The following is a 22641-nucleotide window of genomic DNA, read 5'->3' as shown; positions in this document are numbered from 1 at the left end:
TCTGTAGACACAGAACGAATTTTTTGTTGATCGTACCCTTTAAAAATATTGTTGTCTTAATTATTTTGTTTTAACGATACGCTGTGTAGCCACTTCAGTACCGTTGCTTGCTTTCACAATGTATACGCCGCTGCTCAGTTCGCTTACACCTACAGATTCATTCTGATTGGCGCGGCTTACACTTGAACGTTTTACTATCTGACCATTGCTGTTATACACTTCGATATTCACCTGCTTTTGCTGCCAGCTTACAGGAAGCTGAACACGCAGCTCATTCACCACAGGGTTCGGATAGGTGAGAATCTTTGCTTCTCCGCTGATCTCCGAAGTTCGGATAACTTTGATGGCAGAACGTTCAGCATACTGATCTACATCTACCATCTTCAGGCGATAATACACTACACCAGATTTTGAATTAGGCTCATCGGTGAATTTGTAATTATTGTTCACGTTTGAGTTTCCTACTGCGAACACGATACCTGCATCTTCATATGTTTTGCCATCATAGCTGCGCTCGATCACAAAGTGACTTGTATTGAGCTCCTGCGATGTGGTCCAGTCGAGTGCCACTCTTTTGTCGCTCTTCTTTGCAGCAGTGAAAGAGGCAAGCTTTACAGGCAGTGATCCTTCGTTGGGATCATCGTAAGTGAACGACTTGAAGTACAGTGAGTACAATCTGTCTGAGGTGCTTTGTTTTGAACCACTTTCGCCACCTGCGCGGAAACGGATTCTTCTTGAATTCTTGTAGGTAACAGTTGCTCTCACACGCTGTGAACTGGTGTTGATACCGGGATAATCCATGGAGGTTCCCAGGAACTTAACACCTTCTGCCGGTGCAGTGAAACCACTCAGAACATCAGTTACTTTAGATACAGTCAACCTTGTGTTCTTTGCAACAACATAAGTACTGAGGGCATAGAGTGTAACAGATTCTTTCAGAGACTCATCATTACCGTCGATATCCAGTGCTGTTACATCAGCAGTTTCTACAGCAACAGGAATGTTCTTTCCATTCTGCACAAACGTGATGTCGAACTCCATATACCAGTCTGAATTTCCTTTGGGAGTTTCACCACCGTTGAAGATTACCTGAGGCTGAAACGCAACGTCATAGCCGGATTGAGTATAGTCGATACTCTTCAGTACCACCTTGCTTGAATTACCACCATTGGCATAACGGCCAATGATTGTTACCAGTGCATCTACATCACCTTTTGCCGTTACTTTAGGGAAGCGATAGATAGCTCCGTCTTTTCCTGCAGTAACAGGGGAAGTAACATCGAGTGCTCCGTTCTTAAATACTAACTCTTGAGAATAACCGAAAAATGAAATCAGAGTAAAAATTGAACCAAATAAAACTGATTTAATTGTGTTTAATTTTGGCAATACGATTGCCATTGGGTACGCTTTCATATATTTTCTATTAAAGGGATAACAAATGAATGCGGAAGCCCACAGGAAATTTGGAACCTAAAAGGTCATTTTCGGAGGAATTGGTAATCGTGGATTACAAAAGACAAATTGGATGGAGAAAAGAGTACGGTTGTTACAGGGGATTTGGAGAGTGTGTTCTGAATTGTGAAGCAAAGTAAAAGACAAAATCTGAATTGTGCAAGTGCTTACAGAAAGTTTTTTGTGCAGGAATCGTTAAAAAGCTTATTCCACACTGATTTCCAGCGCATAAAAAAATCCTTCCGGAATTAACCGGAAGGATTTTTTTTATGATTGAGACAGTTTCCTGTCTGCTTATTTGTACTGAGGGATGATGCTGTTTGCGAGATCAACCATCTTCTTCACGCTGTCGTCGTTCAGTTGTCCTTTCTTGAACTCAGCGAGAACATCAGGCAGTTTGTTGTCCATCTCCATGAGGAAATGATCTTCAAACTCACGTACACGTTTAACAGGAACTTCGCGGAGAAGACCTTGTGTACCCAGATAGATGATAGCAACCTGCTTTTCAACCTTGAATGGAGTGTACTGAGGCTGTTTCAGGATCTCTACGTTACGTGCACCTTTGTCGAGTACCAGTTTGGTAGCAGCATCGAGGTCACCACCGAATTTAGAGAAGGCTTCCATCTCACGATAGAGGGCCTGATCGAGTTTCAGGGTACCGGATACTTTTTTCATCGACTTGATCTGAGCAGAACCACCCACACGGCTTACCGAGATACCTACGTTGATCGCAGGGCGGATACCGGCGTTGAACAGGTTACCTTCGAGGAAGATCTGTCCGTCGGTGATGGAGATCACGTTTGTTGGGATGTATGCAGATACGTCACCGGCCTGTGTTTCGATGATCGGCAGTGCCGTCAGAGAACCACCACCTTTAACGAGGTGTTTGATAGAATCAGGGCAGTCGTTCATGTTCTTAGCCACGCTATCGTCATTGATTACTTTCGCTGCGCGCTCGAGCAGACGGCTGTGGAGATAGAACACGTCACCAGGATAAGCCTCACGGCCTGGCGGACGACGGAGCAGAAGAGATACCTCACGGTATGCTACCGCTTGTTTTGAAAGGTCATCATATACGATCAGTGCAGGACGTCCGGTATCGCGGAAGAACTCACCGATGGCAGCACCAGCGAATGGAGCGTAGAACTGCAGTGGAGCAGGATCAGAAGCAGAAGCCGCCACGATGGTAGTGTATGGCATTGCACCTGCATCTTCCAGCGTTTTCATCACACCGGCAATGGTAGATGCTTTCTGGCCGATCGCTACATAAATACAATATACAGGTTTACCAGCTTCGTAGAATTCTTTCTGGTTGATGATAGTATCGATTGCGATAGCTGTTTTACCGGTCTGACGGTCACCGATGATCAGCTCACGCTGACCGCGGCCCACAGGGATCATCGCGTCGATAGCTTTGATACCGGTTTGCAGTGGCTCTTTTACAGGCTCACGGAAGATAACACCAGGTGCTTTACGCTCCAGGGGCATCTCATATCTTTCACCTGTGATAGGGCCTTTACCGTCGATGGCTTCACCGAGCGTGTTTACAACACGGCCCAGCATTCCTTCGCCTACATTGATAGAAGCGATTTTGCCGGTACGACGTACTTTGGCGCCTTCTTTAATGTCTCCGCTCTCTCCCATCAATACCACACCCACGTTGTCTTCTTCGAGGTTGAGGGCGATGGCTCTTACGCCATTTTCAAACTCCACCAGCTCACCAGAGCTAACATTGCTTAATCCGTATACACGGGCGATACCATCACCCACTTGTAATACAGTACCCACTTCTTCAAGATCAGCGGCGGCGTTGAAATTGCTCAACTGCTGGCGCAGTATCGCTGAAATCTCATCGGGTTTAATTTCTACCATATGATAACCTTGTTTATTGTTTGTATTGAGTGTGTAAGTTGCTACTTACCTGATTTTATAAATAAAGTCGTTGTTCATGAACTGGGCCTTGATCTTGTTCAGATCATACGCTACGCTGGCATCTACCAGTGTATCGCCGATCTCCAGTTTAAATCCACCGAGTATATCTTCGTTCACTACAGCAGTAAGGTCGATAGTTTTATTAGCTATCTGGCTCTGAACCTGATCTACGATCTGCTGTTTCAGCGCATCGCTTACAGGTGTTGCCGTGGTGAGACGTACAGTTTGAATTCCTTTGTGTTGCTTGTACTGCTCAATGAAAGCAGCGATGATCTCAGGCAGATTTGATTCACGGCCTTTGGTCACCAGCAAACGGTTGAATGCGGCAGTCAGCTCAGTGATCTCACTTCCGGTTACTGCTTCGAGGATCGCCACCTTTTTATCGGCCTTGATCACAGGGCTTTTCAGGAGGGTTACAAAGTCTTTGCTTGACTTGCAGACCTTCTGCAGGAAGAGCATATCTTTATATACTTCCTCCAGTGCATTTCTTTCGAGCGCCAGATCAACCAGGCTCTTTGCATATCTAGATGCTAAACGTGGATTGGGCATAATAAAGATTAAATTAGTTCAGTTTCACTTCTGTTGCCAATTGCTTGATATAGTTTTCCTGCTCGCCTTTATTGGCCAGTTCGCGACGCAGTACTTTTTCTGCTACTTCGATCACCAGATTACCCACCTGATTTTTAACGTCGGTGAGTGCAGCCATTTTCTGTTGCTGAATAGCAGCTTGTGCATCAGCTACAATTTTGTTGGCTTCGGTTTTCGCCTGCTCTTTTGCTTCAGCGATGATCCTGTCTTTGGTATCGCGCGCCTCTTTCAGCAGCTGAGCTCTTTCTTCACGTGCCTTTGCCAGCAGTGCTTCGTTCTCGCTCTGCAATTGTGCCATTTCAGCTTTCACTTTCTCAGCAGTAGCCAGAGAGTCGGCAATGCCTGTTTCTCTTTCTTTCAGAGATTTCAGAATGGGCTTCCAGGCAAACTTCGCCAGAATGTACAACACAATTACGAAGGCCAGTGCCGTCCAGAGTAACAAACCAAATTCGGGAGTAAGTAATTTCATATATGCTTATGCTTTATAATAGCAACAATTAATACAAAGGGTAAAAGGTATTACTGCATCCTCGGCCCTTTGCTCCGGATGCAGTAATAATGTTGGTTAAACGAACATAGCCAGGATACCTGCGATAACCGCGAACAGGGCAACACCCTCTACGAACGCAGCTGTCAGGATCATGTTAGCGCGGATGTCGTTAGCAGCTTCCGGTTGGCGTGCGATAGCTTCTACTGCACCTTTACCGATTTGGCCGATACCGATACCAGCACCGATTGCAGCCATACCTGCACCGATAGCGCCTCCGGCGTTAGCCCAGGCTACTTCGCTCAACATAATGCTTAAAAAATCCATGTTTCTGTTTTTATTAGAATTGATAAATGAACTACGTTATTAAATGATCACTGCATCATCTGGCAGATCATGATGCTCACCATCATGATGTGTTTCTTCGATAGCCTGACCAATGAACACAGCTGTCAGGTTAGTGAAGATGAACGCCTGGATAAATGCTACCAGTATTTCGATCAGGAAGATGAATACAGAGAATCCGATAGAGATAGGTGAGAATCCCCAGCCGATCGCTGCTTTCAATCCACCAAAGATGAATATCAGTGAAATAAGACAGATAATGATAATGTGACCCGCCAGCATGTTCGCGAAAAGACGAATGATGAGGGCGAAGGGTTTTGTGAAGATGGAGAGGAACTCTACCAGTACCATGATCGGTTTCACGAAACCAGGCACCGGAGGGTTGAAGATATGGCTCCAGAAATGCTTGTTGGCACTGAAGATGATCACCAGGAAGGAAATTACTCCCAGTACTGCAGTGAAAGCGATGTTTCCGGTTACGTTGGCAGATCCGGGGATCAGACCAAAGATGTTGTTGATAAGAATGAAGAAGAAAATGGTCAGCAACAGCGGCAGGAACTTAGTGTACCTGTGGCCGAGATTTGGCTTGGCTACTTCGTCTCTTACGAAAGTGATTACAGGTTCAACCGCGTTCTGCAAACCGGTAGGTGCCTTCTTAACACCAATTCCTTTTTTGTATTTTTTAGCAACACTGGTCATGATCCATACCAGCACAATCAGTGCAACCAGCATCTGCACTACGTTACGTGTGAGGGAGATATCGAATACTTTTACTGATTCGTCTTTTGCGCCGGCCGCATCTACTGCGATCACTTTGCCGTCTACCAGTTTGTATCCGTTGTGAATGGCATGTCCGTGCTCGAATTTAGAGCTCATGAACACATCGAATCCACGCTGTGGAGAATAGAGAATAACAGGAAGAGGAAGGGTCACGGGTTTAGAATGACCATTTTCACCGGGAATGTCAAGAAAGTGATATTCGTGAGCATCCAGTACGTGGTCAAAGATCACCTTATTGGCGTCGAATCCTTTCTTTTCTTCAGTAGCGGCATGGCCCTGATCGCCGTGCTGGTCGTCATTTGCAAGCGACACATTAGAAAAAAGGATCATAAAAAGGCTGAAACTCGCTACAGCAAAGGATTTGAGACTGCTAACCTTCATACCTATCGTTAAATTTGCCGCAAAGATACGTCGGGGCCGGTCAAAAAAGAAGGAGTGATGAAAGTATTTTGCTGAAAGTGGCGAAAAATCGGGCGAATTTGGGGGAAAAGAGGGCGATTTGAATGAGCGGCAGTGTGTTAGAAAGATATTAGCTCCTATTAAAATAAAGGATAAAGTGTGGAATCACCCCTCTTGTTCACGGATTTTGCGGATGCGTTCGAGCTCACGGACTATAGCGTCACCATTTCTTCTTTTGGAAATTTTCTTACTATCAAGCAGGTGGTCGATATGAAGAAACGGAATTCTGATTCCTTGAATTTCAGCAACCGAGGATAGTTTCAGACAATTATCGAAATCAGTGTTCACACCATCGGCGTCTGTGTAAATTATTACCTCCAGATCTTCCATCGGAACCAAATACCCGGCTCCCGGAGGCAATTTCTCTTTCTTCAATCTGAAATCGGTTGTATAACCCAAAGTATGAAAAACATCGTCAAGTCTCCTCCGATTCTCTTCGCTATCTTTTATCCAGCATTCTATAAAAGAGTCGGCCATAGGGAACCCATGAAAATGAATGGCAACAGTACCAGTTATTATATATTGAATTTCCTTCGCGCTAAACTCTTTCCATAGCTTGCACAATTCATCACTACTATATTCCACGATCAGGCAAGTTTGGATGATGTGTAATTTTTGCAGAAGCAAACATCTTTGAGCGACGAAGCATACGAGTAAATTGCCGGAGCTTTTCCATGTCAGACAGATTCATATTCCGACGCAAACGAACTTCTTCCCAATCTTCCAGAAATACTTGTCTTACTGCAGAGTCAAGCGCTTCACTTTTATCATCTGAAATCTGTTCTTTCATTTTTGAAAGTTACAAATTCACTTGACATAAATCAAACAGAAAAAATCACCCCTGCACCTGCTTCTCAAACTGCATCTGATGCAATTTATAATACCAGCCCTGCAACTTCATCAGCTCCTCATGATTACCCGCCTCTTTCACCTCGCCCTTATCCAGCACTATTATCTGACTCGCCTTTCTGATAGTACTCAACCTGTGTGCAATCACTATCGAAGTGCGACCCGCAATCAGCTTATCGATCGCTTCCTGAATCAGCAGTTCACTTTCTGTATCCACCGAAGAAGTGGCTTCATCCAGAATCAATATAGAAGGATTATACAATAACGCTCTGATAAACGATAACAGCTGCCTTTGCCCCAGCGACAAAGAACTTCCCCGCTCCATCACATTGTAATCGTACCCGCCCGGCAACTGCATAATAAAATCATGCATGCCGATCAGCTTCGCGGCCTCTATCACACGCTCCCTCGATATCTCAGGATTACGCAACGTGATATTATCCAGCACCGATCCGGAAAAGAGGAATACATCCTGCAGTACAACGCCTACATTTTTGCGGAGGGCATCGAGCTGAAACTCTTCCACATTCACATCATCCACACGTATGGCGCCTTTCTGAATATGATACAGGCGATTGATGAGACTGATGATGGTGGTTTTGCCGCTTCCCGTATGCCCCACTATCGCAATTGTCTCGCCAGGCTGGGCTTTAAAACTCACATCTTTAAGCACATAACGATCATCTACATACGCAAACGAAACTTTATCGAATTCAATCTTTCCTTTCACTGTAGCCGGAGCAAAATCGCCGTCGGATTTGATGTAATCATCATTATCCAATACTTTGAATACACGCTCACTCGCCACCATGCCCATCTGCAATACGTTGAACTTATCAGCAATTACACGAAGGGGACGGAACAACAGGTTCAGACAGAGATAGAAAGAAATCATTTTTCCGATCAGATCCTCCGCGGCCTTGCCTTCGAGTTGCATGGCATGGGTAGCTGCCCACCACACCAGCAAGCTGGTGCCCACTGCCAGTACAATCTCCACTACGGGAAAGAAAACAGAATAAGCGAAGATGGCTTTGATATTGGCATTGCGGTGTTCGCGGTTGATCTTTTTGAATTTGCTGAACTCACGGTCTTCCGCTGCAAACGCCTGCACTACCGGCATGCCGGTGATATGCTCCTGCACAAATGCATTGAGCGCAGCCACGGCATTGCGCACGCGGATGAATGATTTGTTCACGCTCTCTTTGAACACATAAGTAGCTGCTATCAGAATGGGGAACGGCGCCAGACTAATGAGTGTAAGTCTCCAGTCCGAAACGAACATGAATATCAGTATCGCAATGATCGACAACAGATCCGCAATAATGGGGATCAGTCCATCCGCGAAAATATCGTTGATGGCTTCGATATCATTGATGGTTCTGGTGGTAAGCGTTCCGATCGGCGTTTTATCGAACTGGCTCAGGTTAAGCCCCAGCACTTTCTGATACACTTTCACGCGCAGGTCTTTCACCACCGTCTGGCCGAGCCATGCTGTGAGGAACGTGAACCAGAAACGGAATGCCGACTCAATCAGCAGCAGTCCTATCTGAATCACCGTTACCCAGATTACGATGTCGATGAATTTTATCTTGTCCACCAATGCGGCGGCAGCGCCATCTTTTACGAAATCATTGATGGTGATCTGAATGAGATATGGTCTGATGGGAGACAATATGGCCAGGAGAATGGCCAGTCCCAGTGATATGTAGAATCTTCTCTTGTAGGGAGCTGCAAACTGAAACACCCTGCGGAGCAAACCAACGTTGAATATTTTTTTCTCCTTCCCTTTTTCTGGCATACAAGGGAACAAAGATAGGCAGAGAATAGTTCAATTTTACTCTTCTCCCATCGCATTACGATAAGCCTTGATAAAAATGGCGCCGAGGTTCTTATATGGGGGGATGTAGTCGTCGAATTTTTCCTTGGCGGCGGCATCATTTCTGAATCGTCCGCTCAGTTCGCGCCACATGCTGATCCAGTCGATATTCTGGCCCGCCACAAGGTTCTTGTTGATGGCCTGCAGGATAGGTTCATTTACCACTTTTGTACCTACCTGCTTGGACGAAATGATATGCGCATCCTTACAAATAGTTAACACTTCATTGAGATTATTATAACCTCCGCAGGACCCCAGCACTACGATCTTAGCCGTTGGCGGCAGTTTTTTCAGTGTGGAATTGAGGTGATAGCTATGCCCGCGGTGGATCACCACGGTTGGTTTGAGATTGCGTTCGTAGAGATAGTCGATCAGTTTGTTCTGCGCTTTATCGTCCGGATCATCATCTCCGAGGAGCGGACGGTTGGCGAAGATCCAAACCGGTTTTCCTTTCGCAGAGGTGATGGTCACCCAGTCAGGATTCTTTTCGTTGATCTTCCACTCGGCTTTGCCGCGGAACATATTCATGAAGTTGATGAAGCTGAGCTGTCCGTCTTTGTCTTCATCCCCATAAAAAAACACCTGCTGAATTACGCGGCCACTGTCGTCTGTGAGATCTCTGTAGTTCTGATCGTAGATGCTCGGAATGCCGAGCAGCGAACTCAGGTCTGTTTTGGTGGTGGTGTCTGCACTCTGGAAAAGTATCTTGAGCAGGTTGTAGATCACGATGCCGCGCTTGTTGTTCTCGCGCACATTCTTTTCGTAACTCCAGCGGACCTGATTGAGTATGAAACTCGCCAGTGGTTTGTCTTTATCCATGATGCTGCTGTAGCTGTCTGCCACATCCACCGCATCTTCGAGATCGTCTTTTGCTTTGGGTTTTTCGAGGCCGATCACAAAGCTCTGCATCAGGGTCTCCGCATTTTCCTTACCCATTGTTCCGAGGAAATTGCTGAGGGTATTGTACCCCGCGGCCATCTTGATGAACTTGCGGAAGTAATCTCCGTTCACGCTCATCAGCAGACTATCACCACGCGGAGTGGCCATACGCTCGAATATGCGCGGATACACGCCACTCACGTAGCTCGATGTATAGAGTTCGTCTTCGCTGAGCACTGCAATGTAATAGAGCTCCTGCGGCGTGAGTCCTTCCAGTCTTTTGAAACGAACAGCAGAGCTGCTCACATCGTGAAGGGCATTGATCTCACGAACGAAATATTGTTTGGCTTTGCTGGCCATCATTGCCTGAAGGGCGCGCATCTCATGGGCGGTATCGCGTGCGGGCGGAAGCAGCCGGCCTGCATAATCGATCCGGGTTTTCACCATGAGACGGAAATATTTGAAATCATCTTCCTTCACCGCATCGATCTCTTCGATGGTGATCTTTCCTTTGAGCAGATTATCGAGGAAGGGGAAATACAACTGACCGCTTTTGCTGTTGGCCATCCTTGCCACCATGTTCACGAATGTATCAGGATGGTTGCGGATCCGCTCTCCCAGCTTGTTTCGGGCGGCAGCAAAATCGTAGAGCCTGCGGGTATCGTTCTTGGCCACTACAGAGATCAGGCTATCCGCAAAATATACGTTGGGATTGTCGCGAAGCGACGAGAGAATATCTTCGGGATGCAGGCCGCAATATTTTCGCAGCAGCGCTGTTTTGGCTCCCGCCATTCCGGGATTGTCGGATGAGTAAAAATCGAAGCAATCCACCAATATTTTTCCTACTCCGTACTCTGCGTTATCGATCACATCTTTGAAACTTTGTCTTTTTATGTCGAGATCGAGACATTCAGCAAAACCCTTCACCAGTGCGGGTGCGATGGCAACAGGAAAATCTTTCTTTCCACGGCGGTCGTTGTAACCACGCACCATGTATTCCAGCGTCCGGAGATATTTAACCTTGTCGTTATTGTTGAGATTGGAATCCAGCTCTATGTTCTGCTGAATTTCGTCTACCCTGCGCACCATGGCATCTTCGATCTGCAGCTTCAACGAAGTATCTACTCCATTGCGTGCACGAATGAATTGCTGCTCCAGTTTTTGCTGGGCCTTATCGATATTATCGTGCCATAGAGAACGTTCCTTGGCTATCTGATAACTAGCGGCTACCTGTCCCTGGCCAAAAGAGGCGCAGCAGATCAGGCTCAGTAAGAAAAAAATAGGTATTAATGATTTCATACGGTGGATACTCCGTTGATACAGTGCAAAAATACGACCAATTGCCCGTATAGAACGGAAAATCAATATGTGAGGTATAACATCAGTTAACAATTTCATAATCGTTTAACTACATGCAGCTTGCGGCGGAAAATTAACTTTGCGTAAATTAATTGTTAACATGGACTCTAAAGGAAAGAAGATCTTAATTGCTGACGATGAACCGGATATCCTGGAGATCATTCAATACAATCTGGCCCGCGAGGGGTACGATGTGATCACCGCAAAAGACGGGGATGATGCGCTCACCAAGGCAAAAACCGCACAGCCTCAGCTGATTGTACTGGACATTATGATGCCTAAGAAAAACGGAGTGGAAGTATGCGAGATCCTTCGCGCCCAGCCTGCTTTCAAAGACACCCTGATCATTTTTCTCACCGCGCTCAACGATGAAAGCTCTCATATTAAAGGACTGGAAACAGGAGCGGACGACTACGTAAGCAAGCCCATCAGCCCCAAAGTACTGGTGAGCCGGGTAAATGCGTTGTTCAGAAGAGTGAACAAAGAGCCCGAAGACAAGGTGATCCGTATCGACAATCTCGAAATCGATCCCGTAAAATTCGAGGTGAAGGTCGATGGCAACTCCATCGTACTCGCTAAAAAAGAATTTGAATTGCTGTACCTGCTTGCATCCCGTCCCGGACGTGTATTTCTCCGGAATGAGATCCTGAATCATGTGTGGGGGAATGATGTGATCGTTGGCGATCGCACCATCGATGTGCATATCAGAAAAGTTCGCCAGAAACTCGGCGTTGATTGCATTACCACTGTTAAGGGCGTAGGTTATAAGTTTGATCTGTAATATTGTGGTATGCTTTCCACGAAAAACCTTTCTCCGCGGCAATTAGCCGCCTACACCGCAACTATTCTGTCCGTTCCTGTAGCGATCGGCATCGCACTGCTCACCCGGGATTGGAAGATCGGACTGATCTCCCTCGGTGTGGTCTTTGGCGGCAGCTATTCGCTGATCATCATCACACTCGAACGGTTCATCTACCGCAAGATTAAGCTGATCTATAAGCTCATCTATCAAACCAAGGCCACTAAAAAAGAAGAGGTTTACTTCAAATACATCCTTCCTCAGAAAAGTATCGATGAGGTAAGGGAAGATGTGGAAGCATGGGGTGAAAGAAGAAACCGCGAGATCGAATCGCTCCGCAAGAACGAAGCATTCCGGAAAGAATTCCTCCAGAACCTCTCTCACGAATTCAAAACGCCCATCTTCGCCATCCAGGGATATGTTGATACCCTTCTCGGCGGCGCCATGGAAGATGAAGTGATCAGAAAGAAGTTTCTGGAGAATACCGCCAAGAACGTAGACCGCCTCGTAAACCTGGTGAACGATCTCGATGAGATCTCCCGCCTCGAAAGCGGCGCACAGCGGCTCTACAAGCAGAATTTCATTATTCAGGATCTTATCCGCGAAGTATACGACTCACTCTCCATCAAAACACAGGCAAAGAATATCAAAACCTCCATCAAGAAAGGTTGCGAAGCGCCCATCACTGTATTTGCAGACAAGGAAAAGATAAAGCAGGTACTGATCAACCTGGTGGAGAATGCTTTCAAATACGGAAAACCCAATGGCACCATCGTAGCAAGCATCTACAAAACAGACGACTCACACGTACTGGTTGAAATAGGAGACGATGGTATCGGAATCGAGGAAGAACATCTCGGCCGCATCTTCGAACGTTTCTACAGAACCGATTCGGCGCGAAGCAGAGACAAGGGCGGTACCGGCCTGGGACTGGCCATCTGCAAGCATATCATCGAAGCGCATGGACAGAGCATCCATGCCCGAAGCACGCCCGATATCGGCACCACCATCGGCTTCACCGTTGAGGCGAAGCGCGAGGTGTAGCCATAAGTTGATTAGTGTGAAGGCTTTCTTCTGGATCTCATTGCTTCCAGCGTTGCCCTTTGTTTTTTTACTTCTTCAGTCTGGGCAGCTCTGTCAGTTCTGTTGGTCTGCATTTTCTGCTCCAGCGCTCTGATCTTGTCTACATAAGAAACGGAATCTTCTACCAGCGACTGAAATCTTTTCTCTGCTTTCTGCACGGAGCCTTCCTGATCTTTGATCTGGAGCTCAAGATGATGCGCCTCCAGTCTTGGGATCATGGAGTTCAGGTAGCTTTTGGCTTCCTCGATCTTATGATAGTCGGATTCTGAACGCGCACCCACGTTCTCGTTGGGTTTGGCAACCAGCAGATAAACGAGTGTGATATCTTTCTCTTTGCGGCTTTTGCGCTCTATTTTAAAATGGAGATCGTTGAGGTCGGCATCTCTGTCGTTGAACTTTACATTGCGATAGATCTGAAAGCCTTTCGACTTTTCTCCTTTCACTCCTCTGCTGGCAAGTGCATCTGCCACTACATCACTTACTTCATCTTCGGGATAAGGCAGCTCGATAACAGCTGCAGCTTTCTTTCCATTCGAATGTTCCACCTTGCCTTCCGAAGCACTTTGTGCGTTGGCAGCGGCGCTGATAACCAGGGATGCTGCGATCAGGCCCATTACGGGTAATCGTTTTTTCATAGTCTTTCTACTGGGGTTAGCGGTTAATAATACAGTAACGTGTTACAATATTAATAGATTCAATTGTATGTTCGTCGAGATTATCATCACTGAAACCTTAATTTTGGTGCTGACTTCTAAAAATTTTGATTTTTGAGCATTAAGAAATTAGCCGGTCAAACCCTGTGGTATGGCGTTCCGAGGATATTCAGCAGATTTCTCAGCTTTGGTGTAAGCCTGCTGGGATTCCGGTTGTTTGACCCCAATGGTTCTTATGCTTTCACGCAGATCTATGCGGTGATTCCCTTCCTTAACATCTTATTTACATATGGCCTGGAGACCAGTTATTTCAGGTTTGCGCAGGACCATGACCGTCAGAAACTGTACAACACGCTCAACATTTCCGTTATCGTTTCCACTATCCTCTTAACGGCGCTGCTGTTTATGTTCGAGGGACCGATGACCAGTTTCATCGGCATGGAAAAACATCCGGAGTTTGTAACCTGGATGATCTGGATCGTTTTCTTCGACACGCTCTACACCATTCCAATGGCCCGCCTCCGGCAGGAAGAAAGGCCCCGGAAATATGCATTCATCAATATGTTCTCGGCATTGCTGAATGTGGCCATCATCCTGTTTTTCTATTTTGTGGCCAAGCCCGCGCGCGAGCACGATCCTTATACTTTTCTGGCCCAATTGTACAGACCCGAAGTCGGCATCGGGTACTTCATCATAGCCAACGTAATTGCCAGCGCAGTGAGCCTGCTGCTGTTGTATAAAGAGTTCATCTCATTCAGGTTCCAGTTCGATTTCAAATTATGGAAGGATGTGATGAAGTACAGTTACCCGCTCATCATTGTGGGCCTGGGTGGCATGATCAATGAAATGCTCAGCAGATTGGTGTACCAGCACGTACTGGATGCACCGGTTAAACAGAAAGAATATGAACTGGGTGTATTTGGGGCCAACTACAAACTGGCAGTACTGATCACCATTTTCATTCAGATTTTCAGGCTGGCGGCAGAACCTTTCTTTTTCAATCAGAGCCGCCACGAAGGCGCGCAGCGCATGTACGCAAGGGTAATGAAATTCTTTGTGATCGCCTGCTGCTTTATGTTCCTCGGCGTATCGCTGTTTCTGGAAATCTGGCAGGGATTGATTGCCTCCAAACATCCGGAATATGCCGAAGGCATCCATATTGTACCCATCCTCAGCATGGGCAGCGTATTCCTCGGCATCTACTACAACCTGAGCGTCTGGTACAAACTCACCAACAAAAACATGACCGGCGCGTATATCACCATTGCCGGAGCAGTGATCACCATCATACTCAACATAGTACTCATACCAGCCTTCCATTATACCGGTGCCGCATGGGCCACTTTCTGCTGTTATGCATTTATGATGATCATCAGTTATGTGCTGGGACAAAAATATTATCCCATCCCATATGCGAAAAAGAAGCTGATCACCTACCTCGTGATCGTAACGCTGTTCTATATCTTCCACGAACTGATCGTTCGCAATATTTCCAAAACAGCTTCTTATTACAAATTAACTTACTATGGCACCAGCCTGCTGTTCTTCGGGCTCTTTACCCTGCTGATCCTGAAAGTGGAGCGGAAAGAAATGAAACGGCTGCCCTTTATCGGCAAATTCCTGTAATAGCCGGGCGCTTACCGGTTGAAGAACGGATTGTTCCTTTTTTCGTATCCGATAGTGGTGGACGGGCCATGCCCGGAGTATACCAGCGTATCATCGGGCATTACGAACAACTCACTGCGGATGCTGTTCAGCAGGGTTTCATAATCTCCTCCCGGAAGGTCGGTACGGCCGATGCTCTGACGGAAAAGCACATCCCCGCTCAGCACAAAATGCTGCGCCTCGCACCAGTAGCTGATATGACCCGGAGAATGACCAGGGGTAAACAGCACCTTTAAGTTATCTTCACCCAACCTTATGGTGTCTCCTTCACGTAAAAAGATACAGGAACCCGTATAGGCTTTGAAAGGCAGATTGTACCGCAGAGCAGACACCGGCGCATAGTCGAATACCTGCTTCTCGGTTTCGTGCAGATGCGGCTGAAGCCCCCAGGTATCGAACACGAACTGATCGCCAAACACATGATCTAAATGCCCATGTGTATTTAACAGATATTTGACCTGTAGACCCTTTTTATCAATAAACTGTTTCAGTTCATCATTTTCATCGGCGAAATAACAACCCGGATCGACAATTGCGCAGTCGAGCTGATCATTGTAAACAACATAGGTGTTTTCCTGAATCGGATTGAATGTGAACATTTTCACAGTAAGCATATGGGCGCGGTTTTGCGCAAATTGTATTTTTTTTCGGTAATACGGATTGTTTTAACTTTAAAAGATTAATGAGAGGCTATGGAATTTCAACAGATTAAGCCAATGATAAAAGTATTTTTCGTATTCCTTGCAACCTTGCTGCTGTGTGATAATCTGACCGCTCAGGTCAATACCGTGGAGTTTGGAAAAAACCGGGTTCAGTTCAGGAAATTCAAATGGCAATACTACCAATCAAATAACTTCAACACTTACTTCTACGAAAATGGAAAAACCATTGCCAATTTTGTAGCTCAGGTAGCTGAAGAAGAACTTCCCCAATTGGAACAATTTGTTGAATATGGCCTTCAGCGCAAAGCCAATATAGCCCTCTACAATACTTTCGATGAAATGCAGCAGTCCAATATCGGGCTCTCGCTCGACTGGCAGACTTCCGGTGGTCTCACCAAACTGGTGAACAACAAAATGGTATTGTACTACGATGGCAATCTCGAAAATCTCCGTAAACAGATCCGTCAGGGTATCGCACGCATTCTCGTAGACAACCTCCTTTTCGGCGATGATCTCGGCGAATTCGCTGCCAATCAGGCCCTGCTCGATCTCCCCAAATGGCTCACAGACGGTTATGTTGCCTACGCAGCCGACAACTGGAACACTTCACTCGACAACGATCTCAAGCTTGCCATGCTCTCCGGCGATTACAAGAACTTCTATGGGTTCGCTTTCGAGAAGCCACAACTGGCAGGCCATGCTTTCTGGAACTATATCGCAGAGAACTATAAAAAAGAGAACGTTACCTACTTTTTATACCTCGCCCGCGTATACCGCAACACCAATACCGCTTCACAACGCATCTGCAAGAAGAAATTCAAAGATGTGCTCAGCGATTTCATGACCAAAACCTCCGAAAAATATTACGCCGACATCAAAGGTCGCCGCGACGCCCCCAAAGGCAATGCTACCGTGGTGGAGGAAATCAGAAACAACAGAGACTATTTCCGCTTTGCACCCAACCCCGCTCCCCGCAGCATGACCTATGCTGTGGTAGAATACAAGCGTGGTCTGCATCAGGTTGTTCTCTGGGACAATATGGTAGACAGATACGTACTGCTGAAAAGTGGTGTAAAAAGCAACGAGAACGAAGTAAATCCAAACTATCCGCTCCTCGCCTGGGATGGCAAAGGCCTCAAACTCGCCTGCGTATACTGGAAAGAAGGAAAAGTGAATATCTTCGTGTACGACCTCATCACCAAACGCAAAAGAGTTAAGCAGGAAATAACGCCGTTCGAACAGATTGTGGATGTGAAATTCGGTCTGGACGACAATACCCTTCTTCTCAGCGCCGTAAGAAAAGGACAATCCGATATCTACATTTACAAGATCGATGCCGACAGCTACGAGCAGGTAACCAACGACGTTTACTCCGATCTCGATCCAAGCTTTGTAGCTTTCCCAAGCAAAACAGGTATCATCTTCTCATCCAACAGACCCAGCGGAGACGCAGTGTCTGACGATACCACCGTTCCCAACAGCCGTTACAATATCTTCCTTGCAGATAATTTCAACAAAAGCGAATTCAGGCAGATCAGCCAGCTCACCAACATGAAGTATGGTGATGCCCGCTATCCCATGCAATACAACACATCTCACTTCACTTTCGTGAGCGATCAGACCGGTATCGCCAACCGCTTCGCCGGGTTCTTCCATACGCAACGCAGAGGAGTAGACACTGTGTACATGGTAGGAGATGAAATTCTCCGTAACCCCGATCCGTCTGATCTCGACTCTACCCTCAAAGCATGGGGCAAGAGCCAGCCAGACAGCATGTTCTCTTTCTCCATGACGAGCGATTCGGCCTATGTCTTCCCCATCACCAACTACGCCAGCAATCTGCTCGAAACAAAGATCGCAGGCAATAAAGGACTGATCAGCGAAACCCGTCAACAGGGCAATCTCAAATTTCTCTATCGTCTCCGCATAGATGAAGTTGCGCTCAAACGCAGAAACATTAATCCTAAACCAACTGATTACCGCAAAAGAATTCTGGGCCTGGATGTAACCAAGTCCACTGCCGGACATGCCATTGTTCCCAAGAACCCGGCTCTCCGCGACACTACCAACAACGATGCATTCGAAACAGGTTTCGAAAAAGAAAAGCCACCGGTTCAGCAGCAGAACCAACCTCCGGTTACTGAGCCACAGAAGGCCATCACCCCCACAGACAGTGCAGTAGCGGCCAATCGCATCGCCAATATCTTTGAGCCAGCAGAAGAAACACCTGCCGGCAAAGAACCTATTCTCAGAAAAGCAAAACTGTTCGATTATAAACTGAAATTCTCTGTAGACAATTTCTCCGGAGGTTTCAACAACGATGTACTGATCAGCCGTTATCAGCCATTCACCGGATCATTGCCGGTAAGCCTCCAGAACGGAAGCTCTTTCAATGGAATGATCAAAGCCTCCATCTTCGATCTCTTTGAAGATATCCGCTTCACCGGCGGTATGCGTCTTCCACTGATCGGAGGAATCGGTTCAGGTGGTGGCGTGGGCATCGGAACAGGCGGCGCAGCCATCTACACTCCCGTAAACCAAAGCCTTTTCGATGGAGGGAGTGAATGGTTCGGTCGCATAGACTATCTCAAAAAACGACTGGATTATTCCTTGCTTTACTATCGCAAAACCGAACTGGTAGCAGTTCCCAATCCTTACGGAAAATCCGGAACCTTCGAAGCTAAATCTTTCACCAACCTGTATCAGGCGATTGTAAAATATCCCTTCGACAGAGTTCGCAGCCTGCGTTTGTCAGCTGGTTTCCGTACAGACAGGGTTATGCTGAGAACCGACTGGAGATACGATAACGAGTTCGTACTCGATTCACCGGAGATATCCAAACAGAACTATGTTGTATCGAGATTGGAATACGTGTACGACAATACCGTTCAGAAAGCAATGAACATTCTGAATGGTCTTCGTTACAAATTGTATATCGATGCAAACGCCATGGTGAGTAAGCCGAACGCAACGGCCACTGCTACGCAGAAAACCGGAAGGTTCATGAGCAATATCGGCTTCGATGCACGATACTACTATCCTATCTTCAGAAACTTCATCTGGGCAGGCCGTGCCGCGGGAGATATGAGTTTCGGAGATCAGAAGATCGTCTACTATCTGGGGGGCCAGGATGGCTGGTTATTCCCCAAGTACTATACAAGACCTCAACCAGAGGATCCTACCTACGCCTATCAGTCGCTCGCAGTTAACCTGCGTGGCTTCAGACAGAATATCGCAAACGGAAGCAATGCGTTGGTGCTGAACAGTGAGTTCCGGTTCCCGGTATTCACCACCTTGTTCAACAAACCGATCAACAATGCCTTCCTGCGCAACTTCCAGCTGATTCAGTTCTTCGATCTGGGAACAGCCTGGAGCGGAGAGATCTCCAAGATGGCCAGACCACAGATCACTTACGTTCCTGATGAACAGTTGCCGGATGAGATATTCGTAAAAACCAAAGCTGGCGGTATCGGACCATTTGCAGGCTCCTATGGTTTCGGTGTTCGCAGCACGCTGCTGGGATATTTCCTTCGCCTCGATGCGGGCTGGGAAATGGGCCGCATTTTCGCGGGCAAACCCATGCTGCATTTTGCGATGGGTATCGATTTCTAAAAATTATTCACCCTTCCATCTCCAGTCTCCCGCGATCTGCAAAGCTTCTTTAAGCTTGTTATCGATGAGAAACTGTTTGGTACTGGCATCGTCCATTCGCTTCGCAGGAAGCACTTGCACATTTGCCATTGCATAGATCATCATAGCGCTGAAACGAACCTGGTCGACCATCCACTGACGGTTGATCAGGTCGATACCATCACAATCCGCATGATAACAGCGATACACGTCAGAAGGAATATTGCCCACAGAAGTAGCCGTAGGAATTCCCTGCAGCATAAACGGCTGATGATCGCTGTGCAATCCCGCTCCGCCTGCACTGGATTTGTTTACGAAAACAGTATCCATTGCTTTGATACTTTCTCCTGTTGATTTGAAAAACTCTTCCGCTTCTTTTCTTCCGCCTGCAGTAAAGCCGATGGCAGCTCCGGCCATATCGAAGTTGAAAACATATTTTACCTGATCGAGATTTTTGTTCTTCACTGCCTGCTCTACATACGCGCGCGATCCCAGCAATCCCTGCTCCTCTCCCATGAACAATACAAATTCGATGGTGCGATCGGTTTGCAGATTCAGTTTTTTGAAGGTGCGTGCCATATCGATGATAGCAAATGATCCGAGTCCGTTATCCGTTGCCCCCGTTGCCAGATCCCAGCTGTCGAGGTGACCGCAAACAATGATCTTCTCATTCGGATACTTCGTACCAGGCACTGTAGCAATCACATTTCTGGCTTTGATAGGCCCACTGAAATTGTGCATGCTGAGTTTTACCGAATAGGATTTTTCTTTCAGCTGCTCTTTCAGACGAAGTCCGTCTTCGTTGGTGATGCAGACTGCGGGAATCGGATTCAGCTTTCCTGTTACCGATGCAGTTCCGGTGAGCAGCACACCATTCTTCACGCCATTGAACAACAAAATGCCTTTTGCACCATACTTGATGGCCAACGCTGTTTTTTCTGAACGATGCAGATTCTGGGCTCCCTGCTTGCTTCCGGGCAGCAGCCATAATGAAGCGAGCACAATTTTTCCTTTTGCTTTTTCAGGATTGGCGAGATAATCTTCTTCGAGTCCATTGCCCATATCTACCACCTCAGCAGTTTCGTTCACCTTCACGGGTGAATGCGCGAGTGCCACTGCTTTCAGTTCTTCGAGCCTGTTGCCCGATGCATCCAGCAAATCTACATGCACGTGTCCGCGGCTCCAGCTTTCCACTTCAAAAGGCTGGAATTTTACATTGCTGTATCCATATGATTTCAGCAGATCGAATACATATTGTTCCGCCTTCTTTCCGTTGGCAGAACCTGTTAACCGGTGACCGATTTTGATGGAAGATTCTTTGAGCGTTTCATACGCTTTGGAGTTAGCAAGTACTTCAGTATTGATAGACTGGAAAACGGGCCGGGCGCTTTCCTGCGCCATCATGCCCGTTGAACCGCCCGCCAATAATGTGAACAGCCATACGTGTTTTCTCATGATTCAACATTATTTGAGGAAATGATACAATGTGTCATGGAAGATAAGCTAAATATTGCTTCACGTAATGGTCTGCATAGTTCCAGGAAAGCCACGTAAACTTCGCCTGCTCTTCCAAAAAACGTTGCTCCTTGTTTTTCAATCTTCGCTTAAAATTTTCGATAGTGTCGTATTGATAAAAATCCTTTTGCAGAAAAGCATCATTCACAGAAGAATCATGCTTATTTGCCGGCAACGCATTGTCGAAAGCTGTTATATTTTTTTCGAGCAGTGGAATGGTTTTGTTGGAAAGCGACAAAAGAAAATTCATATCCACAGGTACGGTTGCTCTGCGGCTGAGGTTATACCGTGCAATCAGTTCATCCCAGTGAACAGTGGTCGACAACACCAGCAAAACCACTGCTGCTGTGGAGTTCACGCGAAGCAGGTAGTAATTTGTTTTTCTGTTTCTGATCTTCACATAAACAGTGAACAATCCTACAATTACCATGGCGAGAAAGAAAAGCACGCCAAGCCTTTTATGTGCCAGTCCGTAATGCTGAATATAATAGTAGTCGCGAAGGAATACAGAAACAACCAGTACTGCATTCTGCAAGATCCAGAGATAAGCGCCGTATTTCAGCCACTTGTTCTTCGAGTAGAAATTGAGGTTTCCTTTGAAGAAGAACATCAGCACCGCCATCGCCAGCACGATGGAGAAAATAAGAATGCCCGTTCCGTCGTGCAGCAACTTCACCAGCATGTTTGATTTCACATTTTCATAACCGAACCAGAGATTGCTCACATCGAGAAAGTTCACCACCAGCAGCAGCAGGTTCAGCAACCCAAGACTGATCAGTCCGGTGATGTTTTCGTTCTTCAGCGCCATCATTCCTGTGGTGAGCTTTCCCATGAAAGTCTCCAGCAGATTGTACAATATATTATGACTTCTTTCAACCCAGCTGATGCGCTTTCTTTGCAGATTGTCTGTTTTTTTACTTTCGAGATCGCTGAAGAATGAACTCTTTCTGCGCACCAGCAAACCAGCGCTGAGCAACAATCCGGGAAGCAGCAAACCAAACCTGCCCCATGAAAGAGTCTGGAATAAATAATTCAGTATTCGTTCCACCTTCATGGCAACTTTCTCAAACACATCCTGAAAAGCGCTGTTGCCTACTGCATACACTATCGTAAAGATCAGCAGTAAAGCCGCGGGAAAAAGCATGAAGCGTATAATCCTTCCTGTTATCCTTCTTTTCTTCATCCCTTTTTTCGACAAGCTGAAGAAAGAGACCACCAGCAGGTAAGGGCTCAGAATAAAATTGGCAGCAGCCGACACACCCGCATACAAAGGCGACCGATGCACATACATTCCATAGGAAACCGTTAACCAGAGTGTAGCCCAGGAAGCAAGAATGCTCAGGTCGGTATTGTGCAGCACCACCATCGCCAGGCAGGTAAGATGGCCAAGTGCAAGCCATCTCACCGCAGTGTTTTGCCTGGCATCGGCGTATAGATAGAAGAATGCTGCCAGAATAAAAAGATTGAACATGGCGAGGTTTACAGCGATGTTTTCGTGATAGAAAAAGAGGCTGAAAAGAACACCGCCTGCGATCACCCAGCGGAGCCGGGAAGAATTATTTTGCATAATGATGGTTTTAAAAGTTACTGCCGGCCATGCCGCACCGGCAGTGTTTTCTTTTGGTGGC

General features: G+C 46.6%; 18 protein-coding genes. 4 read left to right on the top strand and 14 right to left on the bottom strand.

All coding sequences use genetic code 11. The annotated features are described in order from the left end of the window. Positions 1-60: 60 nt before the first annotated feature. From HHL16_RS06415 to HHL16_RS06370, 10 genes are all read right to left on the bottom strand, one after another. A complete protein-coding gene (locus HHL16_RS06415; protein WP_169424301.1) occupies positions 61-1413 on the bottom strand; it encodes a T9SS type A sorting domain-containing protein in 1353 nt (450 codons plus the stop codon). A 333-nt stretch (positions 1414-1746) separates the two neighbouring features. Beyond that, positions 1747-3324 (bottom strand): F0F1 ATP synthase subunit alpha, encoded by a 1578-nt coding sequence (atpA, locus tag HHL16_RS06410; protein ID WP_169424300.1) that lies wholly within the window; start codon positions 3322-3324, stop codon positions 1747-1749. Between the two features lie 45 nt (positions 3325-3369). Continuing rightward, positions 3370-3933: an ATP synthase F1 subunit delta gene (gene atpH / locus HHL16_RS06405; RefSeq protein WP_169424299.1), complete on the bottom strand. Its 564-nt coding sequence runs from the start codon at positions 3931-3933 to the stop codon at positions 3370-3372. 13 nt (positions 3934-3946) lie between these two features. Beyond that, positions 3947-4441 (bottom strand): F0F1 ATP synthase subunit B, encoded by a 495-nt coding sequence (locus HHL16_RS06400; protein WP_169424298.1) that lies wholly within the window; start codon positions 4439-4441, stop codon positions 3947-3949. Positions 4442-4537: 96 nt separating this feature from the next. Further along, positions 4538-4768: an ATP synthase F0 subunit C gene (gene atpE, locus HHL16_RS06395; RefSeq protein ID WP_240965869.1), complete on the bottom strand. Its 231-nt coding sequence runs from the start codon at positions 4766-4768 to the stop codon at positions 4538-4540. Positions 4769-4825: 57 nt separating this feature from the next. Continuing rightward, positions 4826-5965, bottom strand: coding sequence for a F0F1 ATP synthase subunit A (atpB, locus tag HHL16_RS06390; protein WP_169424296.1), 1140 nt, complete (start codon positions 5963-5965; stop codon positions 4826-4828). Positions 5966-6148: 183 nt separating this feature from the next. Next, positions 6149-6628 (bottom strand): hypothetical protein, encoded by a 480-nt coding sequence (locus HHL16_RS06385; protein WP_169424295.1) that lies wholly within the window; start codon positions 6626-6628, stop codon positions 6149-6151. Continuing rightward, positions 6618-6833 carry a hypothetical protein gene (locus HHL16_RS06380; protein ID WP_169424294.1) on the bottom strand — a complete coding sequence of 72 codons (216 nt, stop codon included), beginning with the start codon at positions 6831-6833 and terminating at the stop codon, positions 6618-6620. Before HHL16_RS06380 ends, HHL16_RS06385 begins: the two co-directional genes overlap by 11 nt. 45 nt (positions 6834-6878) lie before the next feature. Continuing rightward, the gene (locus HHL16_RS06375; RefSeq protein WP_169424293.1) at positions 6879-8690 is read right to left on the bottom strand and encodes an ABC transporter ATP-binding protein; all 1812 of its coding nucleotides are present in this window, start codon (positions 8688-8690) and stop codon (positions 6879-6881) included. A 36-nt stretch (positions 8691-8726) separates the two neighbouring features. Next, entirely contained in the window at positions 8727-10946 is a 2220-nt protein-coding gene (locus HHL16_RS06370) for a hypothetical protein (protein WP_169424292.1), read from the bottom strand. Between the two features lie 160 nt (positions 10947-11106). Between HHL16_RS06370 and HHL16_RS06365 the strand changes: the two genes are divergently transcribed. After that, the gene (locus HHL16_RS06365) at positions 11107-11787 is read left to right on the top strand and encodes a response regulator (protein WP_169424291.1); all 681 of its coding nucleotides are present in this window, start codon (positions 11107-11109) and stop codon (positions 11785-11787) included. Positions 11788-11796: 9 nt separating this feature from the next. Next, a complete protein-coding gene (locus HHL16_RS06360; protein ID WP_169424290.1) occupies positions 11797-12849 on the top strand; it encodes an ATP-binding protein in 1053 nt (350 codons plus the stop codon). Positions 12850-12860: 11 nt separating this feature from the next. Here HHL16_RS06360 and HHL16_RS06355 read toward each other — a convergent pair whose 3' ends face one another. Further along, positions 12861-13523, bottom strand: coding sequence for a hypothetical protein (locus tag HHL16_RS06355; RefSeq protein WP_169424289.1), 663 nt, complete (start codon positions 13521-13523; stop codon positions 12861-12863). A gap of 132 nt (positions 13524-13655) precedes the next feature. Here HHL16_RS06355 and HHL16_RS06350 point away from each other — a divergent pair, with 132 nt between their 5' ends. Beyond that, positions 13656-15167 (top strand): polysaccharide biosynthesis C-terminal domain-containing protein, encoded by a 1512-nt coding sequence (locus tag HHL16_RS06350; RefSeq protein ID WP_169424288.1) that lies wholly within the window; start codon positions 13656-13658, stop codon positions 15165-15167. An 11-nt stretch (positions 15168-15178) separates the two neighbouring features. On the opposite strand, the gene HHL16_RS06345 is transcribed toward HHL16_RS06350, so the two are convergent. Then, complete coding sequence (locus HHL16_RS06345; protein WP_169424287.1) at positions 15179-15820, bottom strand: MBL fold metallo-hydrolase; 642 nt, start codon at positions 15818-15820, stop codon at positions 15179-15181. A 102-nt stretch (positions 15821-15922) separates the two neighbouring features. Here HHL16_RS06345 and HHL16_RS06340 point away from each other — a divergent pair, with 102 nt between their 5' ends. Beyond that, the gene (locus HHL16_RS06340; protein ID WP_240965867.1) at positions 15923-19480 is read left to right on the top strand and encodes a hypothetical protein; all 3558 of its coding nucleotides are present in this window, start codon (positions 15923-15925) and stop codon (positions 19478-19480) included. 3 nt (positions 19481-19483) lie between these two features. On the opposite strand, the gene HHL16_RS06335 is transcribed toward HHL16_RS06340, so the two are convergent. Both HHL16_RS06335 and HHL16_RS06330 read right to left on the bottom strand, forming a co-directional pair. Beyond that, positions 19484-20953, bottom strand: a complete 1470-nt coding sequence (locus tag HHL16_RS06335) for a M20/M25/M40 family metallo-hydrolase (protein ID WP_206022268.1) — start codon at positions 20951-20953, stop codon at positions 19484-19486. Positions 20954-20987: 34 nt separating this feature from the next. Then, entirely contained in the window at positions 20988-22580 is a 1593-nt protein-coding gene (locus tag HHL16_RS06330; protein ID WP_169424285.1) for a DUF4173 domain-containing protein, read from the bottom strand. Positions 22581-22641 lie beyond the last annotated feature (61 nt).

Source organism: Pseudoflavitalea sp. G-6-1-2 (genome assembly GCF_012927185.1).
GTDB lineage: Bacteria > Bacteroidota > Bacteroidia > Chitinophagales > Chitinophagaceae > Pseudobacter.
This window is presented reverse-complemented; position numbering and strand designations above follow the sequence as displayed.